The organism is Rhodococcus sp. NPDC055112 (assembly GCF_053607505.1).
In genome coordinates, this window is the sequence record NZ_JBSGTR010000082.1 from 1 (window position 1) to 21,124 (window position 21,124).

General features: G+C 68.7%; 22 protein-coding genes. 15 read left to right on the plus strand and 7 right to left on the minus strand.

Annotated elements, in window-relative coordinates:
• Positions 1-64 precede the first annotated feature (64 nt).
• A complete protein-coding gene (locus ACWFRB_RS24450) occupies positions 65-205 on the minus strand; it encodes a hypothetical protein (protein WP_452643826.1) in 141 nt (46 codons plus the stop codon).
• A 279-nt stretch (positions 206-484) separates the two neighbouring features.
• Between ACWFRB_RS24450 and ACWFRB_RS24455 the strand changes: the two genes are divergently transcribed.
• Both ACWFRB_RS24455 and ACWFRB_RS24460 read left to right on the plus strand, forming a co-directional pair.
• Positions 485-1,603: an LLM class flavin-dependent oxidoreductase gene (locus tag ACWFRB_RS24455; protein ID WP_452643827.1), complete on the plus strand. Its 1,119-nt coding sequence runs from the start codon at positions 485-487 to the stop codon at positions 1,601-1,603.
• The gene (locus ACWFRB_RS24460) at positions 1,590-2,063 is read left to right on the plus strand and encodes a MarR family winged helix-turn-helix transcriptional regulator (protein WP_452643828.1); all 474 of its coding nucleotides are present in this window, start codon (positions 1,590-1,592) and stop codon (positions 2,061-2,063) included. Before ACWFRB_RS24455 ends, ACWFRB_RS24460 begins: the two co-directional genes overlap by 14 nt.
• Here the strand turns inward: ACWFRB_RS24460 and ACWFRB_RS24465 are convergent, their stop codons facing one another.
• The gene (locus ACWFRB_RS24465) at positions 2,064-3,002 is read right to left on the minus strand and encodes an FAD-dependent oxidoreductase (RefSeq protein ID WP_452643829.1); all 939 of its coding nucleotides are present in this window, start codon (positions 3,000-3,002) and stop codon (positions 2,064-2,066) included.
• Positions 2,999-3,436, minus strand: a complete 438-nt coding sequence (locus tag ACWFRB_RS24470; protein ID WP_452643830.1) for a PaaI family thioesterase — start codon at positions 3,434-3,436, stop codon at positions 2,999-3,001. Before ACWFRB_RS24470 ends, ACWFRB_RS24465 begins: the two co-directional genes overlap by 4 nt.
• Before the next feature lie 190 nt (positions 3,437-3,626).
• Here ACWFRB_RS24470 and ACWFRB_RS24475 point away from each other — a divergent pair, with 190 nt between their 5' ends.
• Positions 3,627-4,016, plus strand: a complete 390-nt coding sequence (locus ACWFRB_RS24475; protein WP_452643831.1) for a hypothetical protein — start codon at positions 3,627-3,629, stop codon at positions 4,014-4,016.
• 24 nt (positions 4,017-4,040) lie between these two features.
• On the opposite strand, the gene ACWFRB_RS24480 is transcribed toward ACWFRB_RS24475, so the two are convergent.
• The gene (locus ACWFRB_RS24480; RefSeq protein ID WP_452643832.1) at positions 4,041-4,664 is read right to left on the minus strand and encodes a class I SAM-dependent methyltransferase; all 624 of its coding nucleotides are present in this window, start codon (positions 4,662-4,664) and stop codon (positions 4,041-4,043) included.
• 264 nt (positions 4,665-4,928) lie between these two features.
• On the opposite strand from ACWFRB_RS24480, the gene ACWFRB_RS24485 reads away from it, so the two are divergent.
• Entirely contained in the window at positions 4,929-6,173 is a 1,245-nt protein-coding gene (locus ACWFRB_RS24485; protein WP_452643833.1) for an acyl-CoA dehydrogenase family protein, read from the plus strand.
• A gap of 77 nt (positions 6,174-6,250) precedes the next feature.
• On the opposite strand, the gene ACWFRB_RS24490 is transcribed toward ACWFRB_RS24485, so the two are convergent.
• Both ACWFRB_RS24490 and ACWFRB_RS24495 read right to left on the minus strand, forming a co-directional pair.
• Positions 6,251-7,327 carry a class I SAM-dependent methyltransferase gene (locus tag ACWFRB_RS24490; protein ID WP_452643834.1) on the minus strand — a complete coding sequence of 359 codons (1,077 nt, stop codon included), beginning with the start codon at positions 7,325-7,327 and terminating at the stop codon, positions 6,251-6,253.
• Positions 7,328-7,443: 116 nt separating this feature from the next.
• A complete protein-coding gene (locus tag ACWFRB_RS24495; protein ID WP_452643835.1) occupies positions 7,444-7,905 on the minus strand; it encodes an SRPBCC family protein in 462 nt (153 codons plus the stop codon).
• Between the two features lie 116 nt (positions 7,906-8,021).
• On the opposite strand from ACWFRB_RS24495, the gene ACWFRB_RS24500 reads away from it, so the two are divergent.
• From ACWFRB_RS24500 to ACWFRB_RS24535, 8 genes are all read left to right on the plus strand, one after another.
• The gene (locus tag ACWFRB_RS24500; RefSeq protein ID WP_452643836.1) at positions 8,022-8,504 is read left to right on the plus strand and encodes a DUF309 domain-containing protein; all 483 of its coding nucleotides are present in this window, start codon (positions 8,022-8,024) and stop codon (positions 8,502-8,504) included.
• A gap of 1,186 nt (positions 8,505-9,690) precedes the next feature.
• A complete protein-coding gene (locus ACWFRB_RS24505) occupies positions 9,691-10,485 on the plus strand; it encodes a TIGR03084 family metal-binding protein (protein WP_452643837.1) in 795 nt (264 codons plus the stop codon).
• Positions 10,482-12,224, plus strand: a complete 1,743-nt coding sequence (locus tag ACWFRB_RS24510; protein WP_452643838.1) for an acyclic terpene utilization AtuA family protein — start codon at positions 10,482-10,484, stop codon at positions 12,222-12,224. Before ACWFRB_RS24505 ends, ACWFRB_RS24510 begins: the two co-directional genes overlap by 4 nt.
• Positions 12,221-13,369: an acyl-CoA dehydrogenase family protein gene (locus ACWFRB_RS24515; protein WP_452643839.1), complete on the plus strand. Its 1,149-nt coding sequence runs from the start codon at positions 12,221-12,223 to the stop codon at positions 13,367-13,369. The genes ACWFRB_RS24510 and ACWFRB_RS24515 overlap by 4 nt, the downstream gene beginning before the upstream one ends.
• On the plus strand, positions 13,366-14,964 hold the full coding sequence (locus ACWFRB_RS24520) for an acyl-CoA carboxylase subunit beta (protein WP_452643840.1): 1,599 nt from the start codon (positions 13,366-13,368) through the stop codon (positions 14,962-14,964). Before ACWFRB_RS24515 ends, ACWFRB_RS24520 begins: the two co-directional genes overlap by 4 nt.
• Positions 14,965-14,975: 11 nt before the next feature.
• Positions 14,976-16,988, plus strand: a complete 2,013-nt coding sequence (locus ACWFRB_RS24525; protein WP_452643841.1) for an ATP-binding protein — start codon at positions 14,976-14,978, stop codon at positions 16,986-16,988.
• A complete protein-coding gene (locus tag ACWFRB_RS24530; RefSeq protein WP_452643842.1) occupies positions 16,985-18,145 on the plus strand; it encodes an acyl-CoA dehydrogenase family protein in 1,161 nt (386 codons plus the stop codon). Before ACWFRB_RS24525 ends, ACWFRB_RS24530 begins: the two co-directional genes overlap by 4 nt.
• 2 nt (positions 18,146-18,147) lie before the next feature.
• Positions 18,148-18,948 (plus strand): enoyl-CoA hydratase family protein, encoded by an 801-nt coding sequence (locus ACWFRB_RS24535; protein WP_452643843.1) that lies wholly within the window; start codon positions 18,148-18,150, stop codon positions 18,946-18,948.
• Between the two features lie 93 nt (positions 18,949-19,041).
• Here ACWFRB_RS24535 and ACWFRB_RS24540 read toward each other — a convergent pair whose 3' ends face one another.
• Positions 19,042-19,170: a hypothetical protein gene (locus ACWFRB_RS24540; RefSeq protein ID WP_257017258.1), complete on the minus strand. Its 129-nt coding sequence runs from the start codon at positions 19,168-19,170 to the stop codon at positions 19,042-19,044.
• 153 nt (positions 19,171-19,323) lie between these two features.
• Between ACWFRB_RS24540 and ACWFRB_RS24545 the strand changes: the two genes are divergently transcribed.
• The 3 genes from ACWFRB_RS24545 (at position 19,324) to rpsG (ending at position 21,095) form a co-directional block, all read left to right on the plus strand.
• The gene (locus tag ACWFRB_RS24545; RefSeq protein ID WP_452643844.1) at positions 19,324-19,950 is read left to right on the plus strand and encodes a TetR/AcrR family transcriptional regulator; all 627 of its coding nucleotides are present in this window, start codon (positions 19,324-19,326) and stop codon (positions 19,948-19,950) included.
• Positions 19,951-20,250: 300 nt separating this feature from the next.
• The gene (gene rpsL, locus ACWFRB_RS24550) at positions 20,251-20,625 is read left to right on the plus strand and encodes a 30S ribosomal protein S12 (protein WP_027500620.1); all 375 of its coding nucleotides are present in this window, start codon (positions 20,251-20,253) and stop codon (positions 20,623-20,625) included.
• The gene (rpsG, locus tag ACWFRB_RS24555; protein WP_027500619.1) at positions 20,625-21,095 is read left to right on the plus strand and encodes a 30S ribosomal protein S7; all 471 of its coding nucleotides are present in this window, start codon (positions 20,625-20,627) and stop codon (positions 21,093-21,095) included. Before rpsL ends, rpsG begins: the two co-directional genes overlap by 1 nt.
• The last annotated feature ends 29 nt before the right edge of the window (positions 21,096-21,124 follow it).

Consider the following 21,124-nt stretch of genomic DNA (forward strand, 5'->3'; position numbering starts at 1 on the left):
CTCCCCGAGGGGGAGTGCGGGCCATCGTCGTTTCGTGCCCCCTAGGCCACGGCCGCGGGGCGGATCAGGACTCGAATCCGGCTGCGCCGCCGCCGTTCGCGCCGCCGCCGGCGCCGCCGCCGATGGTGCCGCCGAGCGAGCCGCTGTCGAACTGGCCACCGAACACCGAGGAGAACAGGGACGAGAAGAGGGCAGAGAAGGACATGAGTACTCCTGTCGCGTGGTGAGCGACGCCGGTCGGCGTCGAGTCCCATTGGTACGCCGGATGCCCGGCCGATCGGCGGAAGTGACGGCGGATTAGGGGGTGATTAGGGGGTGCCGATCGGGGCAGGGTGGCGGCTGCCCCGATCGGTCCGGCTTCCCCTATCCGCCGCGCCAAGGGGGTGGTGTGTGAGGGCGGAATACCCCGGAGTCCGGGGCGGTTGGAAGTTCATGCAAACGTATTGAAATAGTGGACGTGTTCATTCAGCTCGAGGGAGTCACCATGCAGATCGGAATCTTCAGCGTCGGCGATGTCACGCCGGACCCCTCCACGGGACGGGCGCCGACCGAGCACGAGCGCATCAAGGCGATGACGACCATCGCCAAGCACGCGGAGGAGGTGGGTCTCGACGTCTTCGCGACAGGCGAGCACCACAACCCGCCGTTCGTGCCGTCCTCGCCGACGACCATGCTCGGATTCCTCGCCGCCAAGACCGAGAATCTGATCCTGTCCACCTCGACGACCCTGATCACGACCAACGACCCGGTGAAGATCGCCGAGGACTACGCGATGCTGCAGCATCTCGCCGACGGCCGCGTCGACCTGATGATGGGCCGCGGCAACACCGCGCCCGTGTACCCCTGGTTCGGCAAGGACATCCGCGAGGGCATCCCGCTCGCGCTGGAGAACTACCAGCTGCTGCGTCGGCTGTGGGACGAGGACGTGGTGAACTGGCAGGGCCGGTTCCGCACCCCGCTGGAGGGTTTCACGTCCACGCCGCGTCCGCTCGACGGGATCGCGCCGTTCGTGTGGCACGGCTCTATCCGCAGCCCGGAGATCGCCGAGATCGCCGCGTTCCACGGCGACGGCTTCTTCGCGAACAACATCTTCTGGCCCAAGGAGCACTACATCGCGCTGATCAACCTGTACCGCGAGCGGTTCGAGCACTACGGGCACGGCAGCGCCGACCAGGCCATCGTCGGCCTCGGTGGACAGGTGTTCATGCGCAAGAACTCGCAGGACGCGGTCGCGGAGTTCCGGCCCTACTTCGACAACGCGCCGGTCTACGGTCACGGACCCTCGCTGGAGGAGTTCACCGAGCAGACGCCGCTGACCGTCGGCACGCCCGAGCAGGTGATCGAGAAGACGCTGGCCTTCGCGGACTATTTCGGCGACTACCAGCGCCAGCTGTTCCTCGTCGACCACGCGGGCCTGCCGCTGAAGACGGTGCTCGAGCAGCTCGACCTCCTCGGCTCCGAGGTCGCCCCGGTGCTGCGACGGGAGTTCGCGGCCCGGCGTCCGGCCCACGTGCCGGAGAACCCGCCGACGCACGCGAGCCTGCTGGCGCAGCGGAACGGTCGCGTCGACACCCTCGAGGCGTCGACCGATGCCGCCCGCTGAACCGTCCGGCGGCGGGCGGCCGCGCAGCACCACCGAGCTGGCCGCCGACGCATGGGAGGCGCTGTTCCGTGCGCAGGTGGCACTGATGCGGCGGTTCGAGTCGGCCGACGCCTGGGATCCCCTCGGCCGCCGCGAGTACGACGTGTTGTTCACGCTCAGTCGCCGCCAGGACGAACGGGCCCGACTGCACGAGCTGAACCGGGAGATCCTGTTGACCCAGCCGTCCCTCAGCCGCATGGTCGAGCGACTCGAGCAGGCCGGGTTGCTGGATCGGCTGCCGGATCCGCACGACCGGCGGGGCACGATCGTGGCGCTCACGGAGCAGGGGCGAGCCATGCAGCGCAGCATCGGCAGGCGGCACGCCGCGCAGATCCGGCGCCACGTCGGCACCGCCCTCGACAGGGAGGAGCTCGCCGAGCTCGAGCGGTTGACGACGAAACTGCGACTGGCTCAACAGTAGTCAGGCTCGGCCCGCCAGGGCGGCCACCTCGCGCGCGCAGCCCCAGGAGAGGGTCACCCCGGCGCCGCCGTGCCCGTAACAGCAGATGATCCGGCGCGCGCCGGGTAGCGCCTCCAGTCGCACCGAGGGCCGGGTCGGACGAAGGCCGACGCCGCGGGAGAGGATCGGAGCGCCCCGCAGTTCGGGCACCAGGTCGTAGCACCGCTCGAGGATCGCGCGTTCGGCCTCGGGATCGACGGCCGTGTCGAAGGATCCGGGCTCGGCGGTGCCGCCGCACACCACGTCCTCGAACCGAGGCACCACGTAGGCCATCCCGGCCGGGTTGTCGTCGTCGATCAGCCAGTCGGTCAGCCCCGGATTGGCCACGCGCACCACCTGGCCGCGCAGCGGGGTCAGTGGGGCGTCCCCGGTCAGCGCGGCCGACCGCAGCCCTGCCGCGACCACGATCAGCTCGCCGGTGACCTCCGCGAGGTCGTCGACCCGTCTCCTGATCACCCGCACGCCCGCGGCCTCGCACCGGCGGGCCAGCCACGGCAGGTATCGGCCCATGTCGATCACCGGGACCGTGCAGCGCACCCCGCTCGTCACGCCGGACGGCAATTCCTCGCCCGGGATCACCCGATGCCCCGGCACGGCCGGGGTCCACCAGCGGTCCGGCGCAGCGGACCGCTCGAGCACGGTGCCGGTTCGCAGGGTCACCCCCGCCGAGGGGTCCGCTGCGAGGCCGGCGAACACCGCCGCGGACTCTGTCGACCAGCGCAGCACGGCATCGGCGGGTGCCGCCTCGTAGGGGAACCAGATCGCCGCAGCGACCGCGGAGGTCGTCTCTTCTGCCGGATCGGCCGTCAGCACGGTGACGTCGTGTCCGGCCCGCGCGAGTTCGAGCGCGCAGGTCAGCCCGATCACACCGCCGCCGATCACGGTGGCCCCGGCGCTCATGCGGTGGTGGCGGTCCGGTCGAGGTCGATGACCGAGGCGGTGCCCTGGGCGGCGGCGCAGAGCACCGGCCCGGACTCGGTGTCCGCATAGATCTCGCAGCGGCACAGTGCCTGTCTGCGGCCCGAACTCACCGCGGTCGCCTCCGCGCGCAACGCGGTACCCGTCGCGGGACGGAGGTAGGTGATGCTGAACCCCGAGGTGACGATGCTCGGGCCGAGCACGCTGCCCGCCGCGAAGGTGAGCGCGTTGTCCGCCGCGTAGGACAGCACACCGCCGTGTACGAACCCGTGCTGCTGCAGCAGTTCCTGTCGGATCGGGATCGTGAGGGTGGCGGCGCCGTCGGTGAAGGCCGTCAACCGGGCACCGACCAGCGTGCTGAACGGCTGCGCGGCCAGGGTTTCCGCGGCCTCGTCGAGAGAAAGGGTCACGAGCAATCACTCCCGGTGTGGGTGACGAATCACTTGTGGTGCGTGAATGCGATGGTGCCACGTCGACGGCTCCCCGGTTCGCAGGGGAAAAGCCGGAGAAAACCCGTATCGCGCACCGGCGAGGCACACGGACGGTGTCGGTGGCCCGCGTTACCGTCGTAGAGACGCCACACCGGAAGACGGAAGAAGGCGCAAGATGGGCACTGTATCCGGTCCCACACACCAGCCAGGCGAGCCCGTGGATTCGGGCGACTCGGAGTACGCCGGGGAATGGCACTTCTATGCGGTGGTCGGAACCACCGTGCAGGGTAGGCACACTCTCGCCAGATTCGGACCGCGACCGACCGCGCTCGACGCGCTCCGGCTCGCGATCCACGCCGTGAACCACACGGCGTTCTCGCTGCTCGAGCAGGGCGTGAACGGCGACCCGTGTGCGGACATCCGCCTGCTGGAGCGGCTACCGATCACAGAGTTCACCATCGAACGCCACCACCGCACCACCCGGGTTGCCGATCGGCGCTGGGCGCTGACCGGGCGCAAGCACCATCGGAAGACCAGCAGGCGAGACCGGCCCGCGGTGGCCTGAGGGCGAGGTCGACACCCGCCCACCTCAGGACCGTGCGAGGTGAAACCAGCGTGGGTTCGCTCGCAGGACCGATGGCGGCAGCGCGCCGGTGTCCGCGACGTCGGAGATCATCCGCCACCCGGCGAACGTTCGCTCCACCTCGGCGCGGTCCGTGCCGCGGGGGAGTGGTCCCCGTCGGCCGGGGCCGAAAGCGAACATGAGCAGGCTCGCCCCTGGCTCGGTGATCCGGGTGAGCTCGCCGGCGTAGTGGTCCCGCTCGCCTGCGGTGAGACCGTGGAAGCACCCGATGTCGAGCACGAATCGATATCCGCGGCCGACCGATTTCTCGAGTTCGGTCACATCGCCGAGCACGAACGTCACCTCGACCCCGGCCTCTGCGGCCCGCGCTCGGGCGCGGGTCACCGCCAGCGGCACGGCGTCGATTCCGGTCACCCGCCAGCCGCGACGGGCCAATTCGATGGCGTGGGAGCCGGTCCCGCACCCCGCGTCGAGGGCCTTTCCCGGTGGTCCCGCCGACGCGTCCTGGCCGTCGAGGAACGCGGTCAGCTGTGTGCCGATCGACCGGCCTGCCCACTCCCACGGCGTGAAGCCGAGCCGGTAGGCCAGCCGGTACCGGGTGATCACGCCTGCCTTCCTTGCGGTCCCCACGCGTGGAAGTCGGGCGCGGCGGGTTCGATTCGGGGTTCGGCCATCGCGGATCCTCTCGCCGGTGCCAGTGTGCTCCCCGGAAAATCGGTCTGTCCAGGGTCGACGGCCGCGCCCGCGTCCGCCGTCCGGTCCGGGCTCGCCCGGCTGGATGCTGTCCCAAAACAAGAACGTGTTCTATATTTGGGGTGAGTGTCCGCGCAGTCGCGGCGCCGTCTTCCGTGCCGCACGTAGCGCACGATCCGCCGATCAAGGGGAGTTCCCGACATGTACGAGTGGTCTGACACCGACCTGATGTTCCGCGACGCCCTGCGTGGCTTCATCGAGAAGGAGATCAAGCCGCACGTCGACAAGCTCGAGAGTGGCGAGCTGCCCCCGTTCGAGATCATCAGGAAGATGTACTCGACCTTCGGCATGGACGAGATGGCGAGCGAGGCGCTCGAGAAGGCCTTCGCGAAGGAGGCGGCGCGCGAGCGCGGCGAGACCGTCCCCGAGTCCGGGGAGAAGGGCGGTGGCTTCAGCGGCGCGGGCAGCATGGGCGTCATCCTCAACAGCGAACTCGCGGGTGTGAGCCTCGGCCTGGTCGCGTCGATGGGCGTGAGCCTCGGCCTGACGGTCGGCACGCTGCGGAGCCGCGGAACCCTGGCGCAGAAGAAGCGCTGGCTGCCCGAGCTCGTCACGATGGAGAAGGTGGGCGCGTGGGCGATCACCGAGCCCGACTCCGGGTCGGACGCCTTCGGCGGCATGAAGTCCTACGTCCGCCGCGACGGTGACGACTACATCCTCAACGGCCAGAAGACCTTCATCACCAACGGCCCGTACGCCGACGTCACCATCGTCTACGCCAAGCTCGACGAGGGCGACTCCTCCGTCGACCGGCGCGACCGCAAGGTGCTCGGCTTCGTGCTGGACAAGGGCATGGAGGGCTTCACGCAGAGCCCGGCTTTCAAGAAGATGGGCATGAACTCCTCGCCCACCGGCGAGCTGTTCTTCGACAACGTCCGCATCAGCAAGGACCGCCTGCTCGGCGAGACCGAGAACCCGGCCAAGGGCGACGGCAAGGAGAGCGCGAAGGAGTCGTTCGCGGCCGAGCGCATCGGCATCGCGTCGCTCGCGCTGGGCATCATCAACGAGTGCCACCGGCTGTGCATCGACTACGCCAAGACCCGCAAGCTGTGGGGCAAGGAGATCGCCCAGTTCCAGCTCATCCAGCTCAAGCTGGCGGAGATGGAGGTCGCTCGGATCAACGTGCAGAACATGGTGTTCAACGCGATCGAGCGCACCGCCGCAGGCAACAAGGTGACCCTGGCGGAGGCGTCGGCGATGAAGCTGTACTCCTCGCGCGCCGCCACCGAGGTCGCCATGGAGGCCGTCCAGCTGTTCGGCGGCAACGGCTACATGGCCGAGTACAAGGTGGAGCAGCTCGCGCGCGACGCGAAGTCGCTGATGATCTACGCGGGTAGCAACGAGATCCAGGTGACGCACATCGCGAAGGGCCTGCTCAGCGCCTGACCCAGCGCAGCGACGGCGAGCACTCGCCGATTCTCTCTCGCCGCCGTCACCCGTATTCGGTGGCGGCGGCGAGGTCGTCAGGCCGTCAGTTGATAGAAGCGCCAGAACCCGAAGCCGTCGATCGGGAGTACCTCGAATCCGGTGAAGCCCGCCTCGAACGCATAGCTGCGCAGGGTGTCCGGGCGCATGACGGTTCCTGTGGCGGCGGTCGGCCGGTGGCTCATTCCGTCCGGCAGGCAGATGAGCAGGCTGAAGCCGTACATCAGTCGCTCGGTCTCGTCGCCGGGAGGGTCGAAGGAGCCGGCGACCGCCTCGTCCATGACGACGACGCGGCCCCCTGGGGCCAGGGACTGCCTGGCAGCGGTGAGCACCGCGACCGGGTCGGGCATGTCGTGCACGCACTCGAAGGCGAACACGCAGCGGAAGGCCGCCGCGGGTAGCCGGGCGGCATCGCCGCAGTGGAAGGCGACGCGGGACGTGACGTCCGGGTTCGCGTCGCCGTTGCCCGAGGCCAGTCGCACCGAGGCCGCGTCGATGTCGTACCCGTCCACAGTGGCCGCCGGGTACGCCCGGGCGAGTGCGATCGTCGACCAGCCGCCGCCGCAGCCCAGGTCGGCGATCCGGGCGCCGGGCTCGCGCAGCAGCGCATCCAGGTCGGGAACCGACCGCAGGGCCTCCGGCAGGGCCCGCTCGTACCAGGGGCGGTTCATCTCGGCCTGCGATTCGCGGGCGTCGGCCCCGTACTGCGCCCAGCCGACCCCGCCGCCGGATCGATACGCCTCGAGCAGTGCTGGCATCTGTTCGGCCGCGGAACAGAGCATCCGGGCCAGCGGCGCGAGGTAGGCGAGGCTGGACCCATCGGTGAGCACCTCGGCCGCCGCAGGCGGCAGCGTGAATCGCCGGGGTTCGTCGGGGCCCACCTCGATCAGACCCGTCACGGCCTGTTGTTCCAGCCATTCGCGCGCGTACCGAGGGTGGGTGCCGGTGCGGGCGGCGAGTTCGTCCGGCGTCGCCGGACCGTCGACCCGCAGACTCCGGTACCAGCCGAGGCGGTCGCCCAGATGGATGGACAGCACGTCGACGGTGCCGAGCGCGGCCTCGACGAGGCGTTGGGCGAGAGCGTCGGCCTCGGCGACCGGTTGCGTTGTGGACATGGGCCCTCTCCCGCGTCTGAAGAAACGGCGGATGCGTCCCTCCAGGACCATCGTCGTCCGCTCGTGGCGCGCTGTCACCGATCGTTTGCCGGGTGAAGCACGCCACGGAGGCGGGATCAGCCCGCGGCGTCGGTGCGCGCGAGCTCCTCGACCCGGCGACGCAGGGTGGACTCGGTGTGCTTGATGGCCGTTCCCACGATCGGCTCGACGATCTTCGCGAGCACCTTGCCCGCGAGTCCGCCAGGCAGCGAGTACTCGAAGTCCACCGTCATCTCGGTGCTGTCGTCGGTCGCCGGGGCGAATCGCCACGTCGACGAGTTCGAGATCCCGTCGACCGAGGCCAGCGTGATCACCCGGTCCCGTTCCCACTCGGTGATCGTGACCCTCGAGTTCAGGGACTTGGGGCCGAGCTGCATGGTGGCGTCGAAGGTGGCTCCGAGTCCCTGTATCTGCTCGCCGACCGGCTCGAACCGGGTCACCCCGAACATCCACGCAGGCACATTCTTGTAGTCGTCCACATAGGCGAAGCCGGCGTGCACCGGAACCTTCGCGACCGCGGTGATGTGAATGGTGCCCATGTCTCTCCTCGTACCGATGTCGGCCCTGTCGGCCATACGTAGACGGTACTAGCTTTCACAGTTACTTGGACAAGGGTTCGACTGTGAGTTCCAACGGCTTCATTACAGTTGGAGGCATGCAGCAGCGGGAACGTGACGGCCGGGGCAGGCCGCTCAATGCGCGACCCCGCGACGGGTTGGGGAGGCCGTTGCCGCGCGGCGCCGAGGGCGTCGCGCGGGTGCAGGAGGAGGTCCTGCTGACGCCTGCGGAGGCGATTGCGGAGGCCCAGCGTCTGCTGGATGCGGGCATGCCGTTCCATGCACACGAGGTGCTCGAGGGTTCGTGGAAGGCGGCGCCGGAGTCTGAACGCGAGCTCTGGCAGGGGCTTGCTCAGCTCGCGGTGGGTCTGACGCATCTGTTGCGCGGCAATGTCGTCGGCGCCCAGTCGCTGCTCCTTCGCGGCCAGGACCGGATCCGCGGATTCGAGACGGGCGCTCCGCACGGTCTCGACGTCGCCGGCCTGGTGGCCTGGTCGCAGGGCGTGCTGGACGGGCTGGCAGGCGCGGGTTCGGAGATCCCGGTGCCGAGTACGCCGCTGCTGCTGCGCCAGGGCTACTGACCGGGTCGCCCGGCTAGTGCGCGGGTCCGCGCGCTCGGCGCGCAGACCCGCGCGTGTCGATCAGGGGAAGGTGCTGCCGGTGGGACCGGTGCTGCTGCCGACGAAGTTTCCGTCCGTGGTCGTCGTCTCGGCGGGGCCGACGAGGTCCAGCAGGGTCGTGATCAACGCGCTCAGGTTCATTGCTCGGCTCCTGGTGTTCTTCTCATGTACTGGGGACGCGCCGTCCAACCGGGCGCGCGTCCAGTTCTACCGCACGCACCGCGGGCGCGGGATCGATTCCGCAATCCGTCTCCGCTGTCGCGGCGCGTCGGTCAAATGCGTTGCGGTGGAGAGAATTCGAGTTCCGAAACCCTCGGACAGCACTGTGGGGGCTGCCGAGTCGCCGGCAGCCCCCACAGTGTGTTCACATGACTTACTTGCTGGAGCCGCCATCCGAGGTATCCGAGGATCCGAGGATGCCGAAGATGGTGCTGAGGGCGCCGAAAAGCGTGGAGAGTTCGGACGAAGACGGCATGAATGCTCCCTGTGTTCTTCTCGATGGTCATGCGCCGAGAATTGCGCGCGTGCTGTAGTTCTACCGGACGAGATCTCGGACTGGTCACAAATTGGCATCAACGTGACCAACATCTCATTCCCTGGGTTCAGCCTTGCCTGCGGGGCGCCCGTGCTAGGGAATCAGCTGCCGATCGGGAGCTGGAAGCCGAAGGGTAGGCCGATGGTGCTGCCGGTGAAGTTGTCCTGCGCCTGCGGGGAGAACAGGGCGGGTAAGTCGAACGCGGGCATGGATGTCTCCTCGGGTCGATGGATGAAAGCGCACCCCGGTGCTCGGCGCGCACCAGTTCTACCGCACGGGATACCCGCGGTGTAGCGGAATCGAATGACTGTTCTGGGCGCGTAATTGATTGTGGCGCAATGTAGTTCGATCATCTAACGGGCGCCGAGCGTAGGGCGGGGCTGGGGGTGCGGCGGCCGCGCGTCGCCGAGGGGCGAGGGGGTCTCCACGAGCAAACTGGACGACCGCTTTGCTTCCGAGCATCAAACCCCATCGGCGCGCGCGGGGTGCGAGAATCGCGGGAAATCGCTGGGCGTTCGTGTCGGGGCGGTTGCCGGTCAATAACAAGCAAGCGTGCTTGATTTTTATCGCCGACGGTGTGATGCTGGTCGCAGCACCTCTCAAGGAGAATTCATGGCCGATCTGAGTATCACCATCGGGGACCTGCGGGTGGAGGGCGATCACCTCGACGCACTGGTCGCGAGTCTGACCGACGAACAATGGGCGGGTCCGACGCCCGCCAAGGGCTGGTCGATCGCCCACCAGATCGGGCACCTGGCCTGGACGGATCGCACCTCGCTGATGGCGGTTACCGATCCCGAGGGCTTCGCCGAGTCGCTCGCCGAGGCATGGAAGAACCCCCTCGGGTTCGTTGACGAGGCAGCCGAGGTCGAGGCCGCCAGGCCGCCCGCCGAACTGTTGGCGGACTGGCGCTCCGGTCGGACCGCGCTGGCCGAGGCGCTCGCCGCGGTGCCGAGCGGCACCAAGCTGCCCTGGTACGGCCCGCCGATGAGTGCGATGTCGATGGCCACTGCCCGGCTGATGGAGACCTGGGCGCACGGGCAGGACGTCGCCGCGGCTCTCGGCGTCGACGTCCCGCCGACCAACCGACTGCGCAGCATCGCGCATCTCGGTGTGCGTACCCGTGACTTCGCGTACGCAGTGAACGAGCTGACCCCGCCTGCCGAGGAGTTCCGGTTCGAGCTGACGGCCCCGGAGGGCGACGACATCTGGACCTGGGGCCCCGAGGACGCGGCGCAGCGCGTCACCGGCCCCGCCGCGGACTTCTGCCTGCTGGTCACCCAGCGAGCGAACCCGGCGGATCTGGACCTGACCGCGGTGGGACCCGATGCCACCGCGTGGATCGCAATCGCCCAGGTCTTCGCCGGCCCTCCCGGCGCGGGCCGTGACCCGAAGGTGGACGCATGACAAACCCGGTCCGGATCGGAAACTGTTCCGGCTTCTACGGAGACCGCATCTCGGCGATGCGGGAGATGCTCGAGGGCGGCGAACTCGACTACCTCACCGGCGACTACCTTGCCGAGCTGACGATGCTGATCCTCGGTCGCGACCGGATGAAGGATCCCTCAAGGGGCTATGCCAAGACGTTCCTCCGTCAGGCCGAGGACTGCCTCGGGCTGGCGCTGGACAAGGGCGTCAAGATCGTCGCCAACGCGGGCGGGCTGAATCCGGCCGGGCTGGCGCAGGCGCTGCGTGAGGTGAACGAACGGCTCGGTCTCGGCGCGGTCATCGCCCATGTCGAGGGTGATGACCTGATCGCCAGGGCGGCGGAGCTGGGACTGACCGGAGCGCCGGGCGCGCCCGCTCCACTGACGGCCAACGCCTATCTCGGTGCGTGGGGCATCGTCGAATGCCTCGGCGCGGGCGCGGACGTCGTGGTCACCGGCCGGGTGACCGACGCGTCGGTGATCGTCGGACCCGCGGCTGCGCACTTCGGCTGGGGACGAACGGATTTCGACCAGCTCGCCGGAGCCGTCGCGGCGGGGCACGTGATCGAGTGTGGCACGCAGGCGACCGGTGGCAACTACTCCTTCTTCACCGAGATCGCCGACATGGGGCGACCCGGATTCCCGATCGCGGAGATCCACGCCGACGGATCCTCGGTCATCACCAAGCACGCGGGCACCGGGGGTGCGGTGAGCGTCGGCACCGTCACGGCCCAGCTGCTCTACGAGATCACCGGCGGCCGCTACGCCGGACCGGACGTCACCACCCGGATGGACTCCCTCGAACTCACCTCCGACGGACCCGACCGTGTCCGCATCAGCGGGGTGCGGGGAGAGGCGCCGCCGCCCACGCTGAAGGTCTCCCTCAACGCACTGGCGGGGTTCCGCAACGAGTTCACGATGATCCTCACCGGCCTGGACATCGAGGCGAAGGCCGAGCTCGCCCGCACGCAGTTCGAGGCGTGGATGACCACCAAGCCGGCCGAGATGACGTGGACCCTCGCGCGCACCGACCACCCGGACGCGGACACCGAGGAGACGGCGAGTGCGTTGTTGCGCTGCGTCGTTCGCGATCCGGATCCGAACGTCGTCGGTCGCGCCTTCTCGTCCGTTTCGGTCGAGCTCGCGCTGGCCAGCTACCCGGGCTTCAGCCTGACCGCGCCGCCGTCCAACGGGCAGCCGTACGCCGTGTTCACCCCCGGCTATGTGGACGCCGCCGAGGTGCCGCACACCGCGGTCCTGTCCAACGGCACCAGGATCCCGATCGCCAAGGGCGGGCCGACTCTGGAACTGGCCACGGTGGCCGATCCCGTACTGCCGCAACCGTTGCCGACGACGCCGACGATCCGTGTCCCGCTCGGTACGATCGCGGCCGCCCGCAGTGGCGACAAGGGTGGCAATGCGAACGTCGGAGTCTGGGTTCGTACCGAAGAACAGTGGCGCTGGCTGGCCAACACGCTCACGGTGGAGGAGCTCGGGCGGCTGCTCCCGGAGGCGGCGGAGCTGCCGGTCACCCGACACCTGTTCCCGAAGCTGCGCGCGGTGAACTTCGTCATCGAGGGCATCCTCGGGGCAGGGGTCGCCTCGCAGGCCCGATTCGATCCGCAGGCCAAGGGCCTCGGGGAGTGGCTGCGTGCCAGGCACATCGACATTCCGGAAGAGCTTCTGCTCGGCGATGAACCCCTGGGAGGAACACTGTGAGCGTGTGGACCACCGACGAGCGAAAGGCGTTGCGCGAGACGGTTCGCCGATTCGCCGAGCAGGACGTGCTGCCCTACCTCGACGATTGGGAGCGACACGGCGAGTTGCCGCGTGAGCTGCACAAGAAGGCTGGAGCACTCGGGCTGATCGGCGCCGGGTTCCCCGAGTCGGTCGGCGGATCCGGCGGCGATCTCGTCGACGCCGTGACCATCTGCGAGGAGATGCACTACGCGGGCGGGTCGGGCGGCCTGTTCGCCTCCCTGTTCACCTCGGGCATCGCGTTGCCGCACCTCGTCGCGGCAGGCGACGAGAGCCAGATCGACCGCTGGGTGCGGCCCACCCTCGCGGGCGAGCTGATCGGCTCGCTGGCGATCACCGAGCCCGGCGGCGGCTCGGACGTGGGACACCTGCGGACCAAGGCGGTTCGGGACGGCGACCACTTCGTCGTCAACGGAGCCAAGACTTTCATCACCTCCGGCTGCCGCGCCGACTTCGTGGTCACCGCCGTCCGCACCGGAGGGGAAGGAGCGGCCGGGGTGTCGCTTCTCGTCATCGAGAAGGGCACGCCCGGCTTCGAGGTCACGCGCAAGCTCGAGAAGATGGGCTGGCTGGCGTCCGACACCGCGGAGTTGTCCTTCGTGGACGCCCGGGTTCCGGCGGAGAATCTGGTCGGCGCCGAGAACAGCGGCTTCCAGCAGATCGCGCAGGCCTTCCTCACCGAACGGATCGCGCTTGCCGCCCAGGCCTACTCGAGCGCCCAGCGGTGCCTGGACCTGACCCTGCAATGGTGCCGGGACCGGGAGACGTTCGGTAGGCCGTTGATCAGCAGGCAGTCGGTGCAGAACACAGTCACCGAGATGGCACGCCGGGTCGACGTGGCACGGGTGTACACCCGTGCGCTCGTCGAGCGCTCGCTGGAATCGGAACAGGACTTCATCGCCGAGGTCTGCTTCGCGAAGAACACCGCCGTCGAGGCGGGCGAGTGGGTGGCGAACCAGGCGGTGCAGTTGTTCGGCGGGCTCGGCTACATGCGCGAAAGCGAAGTCGAAAGGCAATACCGGGACATGCGAATCCTGGGGATCGGTGGAGGCACCACCGAGATCCTCACCGGATTGGCGGCAAAGCGATTGGGGTATCAGTCATGACGGTTCTCAGGTCCACCCTCGACACCGGGTCGGAGGTGTACGCGACCGCGGTGGAGACGATGAACGCCAAACTCGCCGAGCTCGAGACCGAGCACGCCAAGGCGCTGGCAGGCGGCGGCGAGAAGTACGTGGAGCGGCACCACAAGCGGGGCAAGCTGCTCGCCCGTGAACGGATCGAGCTGCTGATCGACGCGGATTCGCCGTTCCTGGAGCTGTGCCCGCTCGCGGCGTGGGGAAGCGACTTCCCCGTCGGCGCCAGCACCGTGGTTGGCATCGGTGTCGTGGAGGGGGTGGAGTGCCTGATCGTCGCGAACGATCCGACCGTCCGCGGCGGCACCAGCAACCCGTGGACGCTGCGGAAGGGCTTCCGGGCCAACGACATCGCGATGCAGAACCGACTGCCGGTGATCTCGCTCGTCGAGTCCGGTGGCGCGGACCTGCCGACCCAGAAGGAGGTCTTCATCCCGGGAGGGCGGATGTTCCGCGACCTCACCCAGCTCTCCGCGGCCGGGATCCCCACGATCGCCCTGGTGTTCGGTAACTCGACCGCGGGCGGTGCCTACATCCCGGGCATGTCCGATCACGTGGTGATGATCAAGGAGCGCTCCAAGGTGTTCCTCGCCGGCCCGCCGCTGGTGAAGATGGCCACCGGCGAGGAGTCGGACGACGAGTCGCTCGGCGGCGCCGAGATGCACGCGCGCAAGTCGGGTCTAGCCGACTACTTCGCCGTCGACGAGCAGGATGCGATCCGCATCGGCCGAAGCATCGTCAAGCGGCTGAACTGGAAGAAGGAGGGACCGGCCCCCCGGGCGGAGGTGATCGAGCCGCTGGCGGACCAGGAGGAGCTCCTCGGCATCGTCCCGGCGGACCTGAAGATCCCCTTCGACCCGCGCGAGGTGATCGCCCGCATCGTCGACGGATCCGATTTCGACGAGTTCAAGCCGATGTACGGATCCTCGCTGGTCACCGGCTGGGCGGAGCTGCACGGCTACCCGGTCGGCATCCTCGCGAACGCCCGAGGGGTGCTCTTCAGTGAGGAGTCCCAGAAGGCCACCCAGTTCATCCAGCTGGCGAACCGTTCCAACACCCCTCTGCTGTTCCTGCACAACACGACCGGGTACATGGTCGGCAGGGAGTACGAGGAGGGCGGGATGATCAAGCACGGCTCGATGATGATCAATGCCGTCGCGAACTCGAAGGTGCCGCACATCTCGATCCTGCTCGGCGCCTCCTACGGAGCCGGCCACTACGGAATGTGCGGCCGGGCCTTCGATCCCCGATTCCTGTTCGCTTGGCCGAGTTCGAAGTCCGCGGTCATGGGCGGCGCACAGTTGGCAGGCGTCATCTCCATCGTCAGCCGGGCCTCCGCGGAGGCCCGCGGGCAGGCGTTCGACGAGGAAGCCGATGCCGGCATCCGCGCCATGATCGAGAACCAGATCGAGGCCGAGTCGCTGCCGATGTTCCTGTCCGGTCGGCTGTACGACGACGGCGTCATCGATCCGCGTGATACCCGCACGGTGGTGGGAATGTGCCTGTCGGCCATTGCCTCCGCCCCGATCCAAGGCACCGAGAACTTCGGCGTCTTCCGCATGTGAGGCAGACCGTGATGACTTCCCCCAACGCTTCGCTCGGACCGGCGATCCAGTCCGTTCTGGTGGCAAACCGCGGCGAGATCGCGCGGCGAGTGTTCTCGACCGCGCGCCGGACCGGCATCGGCACCGTCGCGGTGTTCTCCGACGCAGACGCGGCAAGCCCGCACGTGGCCGAGGCCGACGCGGCGATCCGGCTCCCGGGCAACACCCCTGCCGAGACCTACCTCCGGGCCGACCTCATCATCGACGCGGCGCGTGCCGCGGGCGCCGACGCGATCCACCCCGGTTACGGATTCCTCTCGGAGAATGCGGGATTCGCGCAGGCGGTCGAGGACGCGGGCCTGACCTGGGTCGGCCCGCCGGTCAAGGCCATCGAGTCGATGGGCTCCAAGGTCGAGTCCAAGAAGCTGATGGACGCCGCAGGCGTTCCCGTCCTGGCCGAGCTCGCGCCCGACGAGGTCACCGAGGCACACCTGCCCGTGCTGATCAAGGCGTCGGCTGGTGGTGGCGGACGCGGCATGCGCGTGGTGCGCGAGTTGTCAGCGCTGGCAGGCGAACTGGAGGCTGCCCGGCGCGAGGCGCAGTCGGCCTTCGGTGATCCGACGGTGTTCTGCGAGCGCTACCTCGAGACCGGCAGGCACATCGAGGTTCAGGTGATGGCCGACAAGCACGGCACGGTGTGGGCGGTGGGCGAGCGTGAGTGCTCCATCCAGCGCAGGCACCAGAAGGTCGTGGAGGAGGCCCCGTCCCCGCTGGTCGAGCGGACCCCCGGCATGCGTGAGCGGCTCTTCGAGGCATCGCGGCTGGCGGCGAACGCCATCGGCTACGAGGGAGCGGGCACCGTCGAGTTCCTGGCGGACGAGCGCGGCGAGTTCTTCTTCCTCGAGATGAACACCCGGCTGCAGGTCGAGCACCCGGTCACCGAGTGCACCACCGGACTCGACCTGGTGGACCTGCAGTTGCAGGTCGCGGCGGGCGTCGCGCTGCCTGCCGAACCCCCGGCGCTGCGCGGACACTCGATCGAGGTCCGGCTCTATGCCGAGGACCCGGCGAAGAACTGGCAGCCGCAGAGCGGGACCGTGCACCGCATCGAACTCCCCGGCACGGTGGAGGAATTCGCGGTCCTGGACCGTCAGGGCGTGCGACTGGACTCCGGCGTGGTGGCCGGCTCGGTCGTCGGGGTGCACTACGACCCGATGCTCGCCAAGGTCATCTCGTTCGCGCCGACCCGTGGACAGGCCGCGCAGCTGCTCGCCTCCACGCTGGCCCGTACAGCGCTGCACGGCCTGCGGACGAACCGGGATCTGCTGGTGAACATCCTGCGGCACCCGGCCTTCCTGGCAGGGGACACCGACACCGCGTTCTTCGACACCCACGGGCTCGACACCCTGGCGCGGCCGCTGGCCGATCCGGATGCCGAGGCGCTGTCCGCGCTTGCGGCGGCGTTGGCCGATGCCGCGGCGAACCGGGCGGCGGCGCGGGTCGACGGCCGGATCCCGAGCGGGTGGCGGAACCTGACGTCGCAGCCGCAGCTCAAGCAGTACGTGAGCGCGTCGGGGGAGTACGACATCCGGTACCTGCTCACGCGCGGCGGCCTTCGCGCCGAGGCCTTCGAGCACGTCTCGCTGGTGTCCGCCACCGCGGACGCGGTGGTGCTGGAGGTGGCGGGCATGCGCCGGACCTTCGACGTCGCCCGGTACGGCGACGAGGTCTTCGTCGACTCGCCGCTCGGGCCCGTCGCCCTGACGGCGACCCCGCGGTTCGTCGACCCGGCGACGATCGTCGCGGCGGGTTCGCTGCTCGCGCCCATGCCGGGCGCGGTCATCCGCCTCGGTGCCGCGCAGGGCGATTCGGTCACCCTCGGCCAGCCGATCGTCTGGCTCGAGGCGATGAAGATGGAGCACACCATCACCGCTCCTGCGTCGGGTGTGCTCGTGGAGCTCCCGGTTTCGGTCGGCCAGCAGGTCGACGTCGGGTCTGTCCTTGCCATTGTTGAACCTGAAGAGACGGAAGAGGAATCGGCATGAGTTTTATCGAGAGCGACGAGCAGAAGGCACTGCGCGCGGCGGTGTCCAAGCTCGGCGAGCGCTTCAACTACGTCGACTACGTGCTGCCGCGCTCGCGCAGGGGCGAGCCGCTGACGGAGCTGTGGAACGAGGCGGGCAAGCTCGGCTTCCTCGGGGTCAACCTGCCGGAGGAGTACGGCGGCGGGGGAGCGGGCATCTACGAGCTCGCCCTTGTGCAGGAGGAGCTGGCCGCGCACGGCGCGGGGCTGCTGCTCGTGGTGGTCTCGCCCGCGATCTGCGGCACCATCATCGGCAAGTACGGCACCGATGAGCAGAAGCAGCAGTGGCTGCCCGGCCTGGCCGACGGCAGCAAGATCATGGCGTTCGGGATCACCGAGGCCGACGCGGGCTCCAACTCGCACCAGATCACGACCACGGCCCGCCGCGACGGCGCCGACTGGATCCTGACCGGGAACAAGATCTTCATCTCGGGCGTGGACCAGGCGGACGCGGTGCTGATCGTGGCGCGGACCGAGGACCACAAGACCGGCAAGCTCAAGCCGGCGCTGTTCATCGTGCCGACCGACACCGAGAACTTCGTCAAGACGCCGATGGAAATGGACGTCATCGAGCCGGACCACCAGTTCACGCTGTTCCTCGACGAGGTCCGGGTGCCGGGTGAGGCGTTGGTCGGATCGGAGGACGCCGCACTCATGCAGCTGTTCGCCGGCCTGAACCCGGAGCGGATCCTCGGTGCGTCGATGGCGATCGGTGTCGGCCGGTACGCGATCGACGCCGCGGTCAAGTACGCGAAGCAGCGCACCGTCTGGAAGACCCCGATCGGGGCGCACCAGGGCATCGCGCATCCGCTCGCCCAGGCGAAGATCGAGCTGGAACTGGCGAAGGTGATGATGCAGAAGGCCGCGTTCCTCTACGACAGCGGCGACGACTTCGGCGCGGCCGAGGCCGCGAACATGGCGAAGTACGCGGCGGCCGAGGCGAGCATCAAGGCACTCGACCAGGCCATCCAGACGCACGGTGGTGCCGGCCTGAGCAAGGAATTCGGACTGGCCGCCATGCTCGGGGCCGCCCGGATCGCGCGAGTGGCGCCGGTGAGCCGGGAGATGATCCTGAACTTCGTCTCCCAGCACTCGCTCGGGTTGCCGAGGTCGTACTGACCATGACGGTTCCCGAGACGAGCGCGCCCTACGTCCGCTCCGAGGTCGCGGGCGGGTTCGCCACCGTCACCCTGGACTCGCCGCACAACCGCAACGCGATCTCCTCGCGGTTGGTCGGCGAACTCCGCCAGGCGCTGGCGGACGCGGCGGTCGACGACTCGGTCCGCGCGGTGGTGCTCACCCACACCGGCGGTACCTTCTGCGCGGGCGCGGATCTGTCGGAGGCGGGCGGAGCATCGGACGCCGACCCGGCGGAGCTGGCGGCGGGGCGCACGGCTCAGATGACCGAGCTGCTGCGGGAGTTCCTCGAACTGCCGAAGCCGATCGTCGCCCGCATCGACGGTCACGTCCGTGCCGGCGGGATGGGGCTGGTCGGCGCGTGCGACATCGCGATCGCCGGTCCGTCGAGCACCTTCGCGCTCACCGAGGCGCGGCTGGGGCTGGCGGCGTCGATCATCTCGCTCACGGTGCTGCCCAGGATGACCTCCCGAGCAGCGGGCCGGTATTTCCTGACCGGCGAGAAGTTCGGTCCGGCCGAGGCCGAACGTCTCGGCCTGATCACCATCGCGTCGGAGGACGCCGGGGTGACCGTTGCGGAGGTCTGCGCGGAGCTCGCGCTGGCGTCCCCGCAGGGACTGGCCGAGTCGAAGCGGCTGACCACCGCGCGGATGCTCGTCGACTTCGACCGTTACGGTGAGGAGCTCGCCGCGCAGTCGGCGAGACTGTTCGGATCGCCGGAGGCCGTCGAGGGCATGACCGCCTTCTTCCAGCGCCGTCCGCCTGCCTGGGCACCGAGCGAATAGCAAGGACGTCGAGGAGTAGATGGTGGCCGGATACGACAGGACCCGCGCTCGAGTAGTCGAGCGCGGGTCCTGTCGGGTGTTACGAAAAGGCGATCAGGCCTTCGGGTTGACGAGCCCGTCGACGGAACCGACGAGGGTGCCCAGTCCACCGGTCAGGTCGCCGATCGCGCCGGCGAAGGTGCTGATGGCGTCGAATGCGGAAGCGAATTCTGCAGAACCCATGATGTGCTCCTTGGTTGTGTTCGGTGATTCTCATAGGGGCGCATCAGGTGCACCGGGAACCTTCGTACCGGCAGGTAACGGCCGAGGCAAGGCCTTTGTGGCGAAGATAACGTAAAGATAACGGAAATTTACATTGGGGGCGGGAGGTGCCGAATGCGTGAACCGCAGCAGGATCGGAGCCGGCTGACGCGGCAGCGGTTGCTCGAGGCGACCATCGATTGCCTCGCTGACCAGGGCTGGGCCGCGACCACGGTCGGTGTGGTCGCCAAGCGTGCGGGTGTGTCCCGCGGCGCCGCCCAGCATCACTTCCCGACGCGCGAGGACCTGATCACGGCCGCGCTCGAATTCATGTTCGACAGCCGGATGGAGGCCGCCCGGCTGGAGGCCACCGGCCTGCCCGCCGGGCCTGGCCGCACCGAGGCGATCGTCACCCGCCTCGTGGAGTACTACACCGGCACCCTGTTCAAGGCGGCCCTGCAGGTGTGGACCGCCGCCGCCTCGGATCCGGCATTGCGGGAGCGGGTGCTGCCGCTGGAGGAGAAGTTCGGTCGGGTCGCGCACCGGACCGCGGTCGCCATGCTCAGGGTCGAGGACGGCGACCTCATCGCGCATCGATGGGTGCAGCTCACTCTCGACCTGGCGCGCGGGCTCGGCCTGGCCGATGTGCTCACCGACGACTCCAAGCGGCGGGCCGAGCTGATCAAGCAGTGGGCCGCGGATCTCGATTCGGTCCTGCATCGCAGGCGGTCGGGGGAGCAGCAACCGGTCGCCCTGTCCTGACCCGGCACGGGCCGTTACCACCGATCGACTCGCTTTGACCTGAAGGCGCGCCGCCGGGTATCGTTGTGGGTCGTGCCCGGCCTGCCCGGGTCGATTTGTGTGCCTAGCAAGGTAAGGCCGCGCGCGCGCTCTCCTCAGAGACGAGCATTCGGCTGCCTGTGTGGGGGTATGCGACACGCCCGACCTCGGGGTCGAGGGACGGGTGAGGAGCAGCGTTTTCTTGCTCCAACTGCTAGATCCCTAATTACACAACGGCCAGGCCTGCCGAGCGCAGGTCGGTCGACAGAAGAAAGCCGGTATATGCCAACCATCAACCAGCTGGTCCGAAAGGGGCGTCGCGACAAGGTCGCGAAGCTCAAGACCGCTGCCCTGAAGGGAAGCCCGCAGCGTCGTGGTGTGTGCACCCGCGTGTACACCACCACCCCGAAGAAGCCGAACTCCGCGCTCCGTAAGGTCGCGCGTGTCCGCCTGACCAGCTCGGTCGAGGTCACGGCGTACATCCCCGGTGAGGGCCACAACCTCCAGGAGCACTCGATGGTGCTCGTCCGTGGCGGTCGTGTGAAGGACCTCCCGGGTGTTCGCTACAAGATCATCCGCGGCTCCCTCGACACACAGGGTGTCAAGGGTCGCAAGCAGGCACGCAGCCGCTACGGCGCCAAGAAGGAGAAGAGCTAATGCCACGTAAGGGCCCCGCTCCCAAGCGCCCGCTGATCAACGACCCCGTTTACGGGTCGCCGCTGGTCACGCAGCTCGTGAACAAGATCCTGCTGGACGGCAAGAAGTCCACCGCCGAGCGCATCGTCTACGAAGCCCTCGAGCAGGCGCGTGAGAAGACCGGCACCGATCCGGTCGTCACCCTCAAGCGTGCGCTGGACAACGTCAAGCCCGCCCTCGAGGTGCGCAGCCGCCGTGTCGGTGGCGCCACCTACCAGGTGCCGGTCGAGGTCCGCCCCGGCCGCTCCACCACGCTGGCCCTGCGCTGGCTGGTGACCTTCTCGCGTGCACGTCGTGAGAAGACCATGGTCGAGCGTCTCGCCAACGAGCTCATGGATGCCAGCAATGGCCTCGGTGCAGCCGTGAAGCGTCGCGAGGACACCCACAAGATGGCTGAAGCCAACAAGGCGTTCGCGCACTACCGCTGGTGATCTGGCGCCGGAGCGGCACTTCACGTGCC

Bases quoted from the DNA above. Each gene is read 5' to 3' on its own strand.
- ACWFRB_RS24450 (WP_452643826.1), bottom strand. From the start codon at position 205: ATGTCCTTCTCTGCCCTCTTCTCGTCCCTGTTCTCCTCGGTGTTCGGT.
- ACWFRB_RS24455 (WP_452643827.1), top strand. From the start codon at position 485: ATGCAGATCGGAATCTTCAGCGTCGGCGATGTCACGCCGGACCCCTCC.
- ACWFRB_RS24460 (WP_452643828.1), top strand. From the start codon at position 1,590: ATGCCGCCCGCTGAACCGTCCGGCGGCGGGCGGCCGCGCAGCACCACC.
- ACWFRB_RS24465 (WP_452643829.1), bottom strand. From the start codon at position 3,002: ATGAGCGCCGGGGCCACCGTGATCGGCGGCGGTGTGATCGGGCTGACC.
- ACWFRB_RS24475 (WP_452643831.1), top strand. From the start codon at position 3,627: ATGGGCACTGTATCCGGTCCCACACACCAGCCAGGCGAGCCCGTGGAT.
- ACWFRB_RS24485 (WP_452643833.1), top strand. From the start codon at position 4,929: ATGTACGAGTGGTCTGACACCGACCTGATGTTCCGCGACGCCCTGCGT.
- ACWFRB_RS24490 (WP_452643834.1), bottom strand. From the start codon at position 7,327: ATGTCCACAACGCAACCGGTCGCCGAGGCCGACGCTCTCGCCCAACGC.
- ACWFRB_RS24495 (WP_452643835.1), bottom strand. From the start codon at position 7,905: ATGGGCACCATTCACATCACCGCGGTCGCGAAGGTTCCGGTGCACGCC.
- ACWFRB_RS24500 (WP_452643836.1), top strand. From the start codon at position 8,022: ATGCAGCAGCGGGAACGTGACGGCCGGGGCAGGCCGCTCAATGCGCGA.
- ACWFRB_RS24505 (WP_452643837.1), top strand. From the start codon at position 9,691: ATGGCCGATCTGAGTATCACCATCGGGGACCTGCGGGTGGAGGGCGAT.
- ACWFRB_RS24510 (WP_452643838.1), top strand. From the start codon at position 10,482: ATGACAAACCCGGTCCGGATCGGAAACTGTTCCGGCTTCTACGGAGAC.
- ACWFRB_RS24520 (WP_452643840.1), top strand. From the start codon at position 13,366: ATGACGGTTCTCAGGTCCACCCTCGACACCGGGTCGGAGGTGTACGCG.
- ACWFRB_RS24525 (WP_452643841.1), top strand. From the start codon at position 14,976: ATGACTTCCCCCAACGCTTCGCTCGGACCGGCGATCCAGTCCGTTCTG.
- ACWFRB_RS24530 (WP_452643842.1), top strand. From the start codon at position 16,985: ATGAGTTTTATCGAGAGCGACGAGCAGAAGGCACTGCGCGCGGCGGTG.
- ACWFRB_RS24535 (WP_452643843.1), top strand. From the start codon at position 18,148: ATGACGGTTCCCGAGACGAGCGCGCCCTACGTCCGCTCCGAGGTCGCG.
- ACWFRB_RS24540 (WP_257017258.1), bottom strand. From the start codon at position 19,170: ATGGGTTCTGCAGAATTCGCTTCCGCATTCGACGCCATCAGCACCTTC.
- ACWFRB_RS24545 (WP_452643844.1), top strand. From the start codon at position 19,324: ATGCGTGAACCGCAGCAGGATCGGAGCCGGCTGACGCGGCAGCGGTTG.
- rpsL (WP_027500620.1), top strand. From the start codon at position 20,251: ATGCCAACCATCAACCAGCTGGTCCGAAAGGGGCGTCGCGACAAGGTC.
- rpsG (WP_027500619.1), top strand. From the start codon at position 20,625: ATGCCACGTAAGGGCCCCGCTCCCAAGCGCCCGCTGATCAACGACCCC.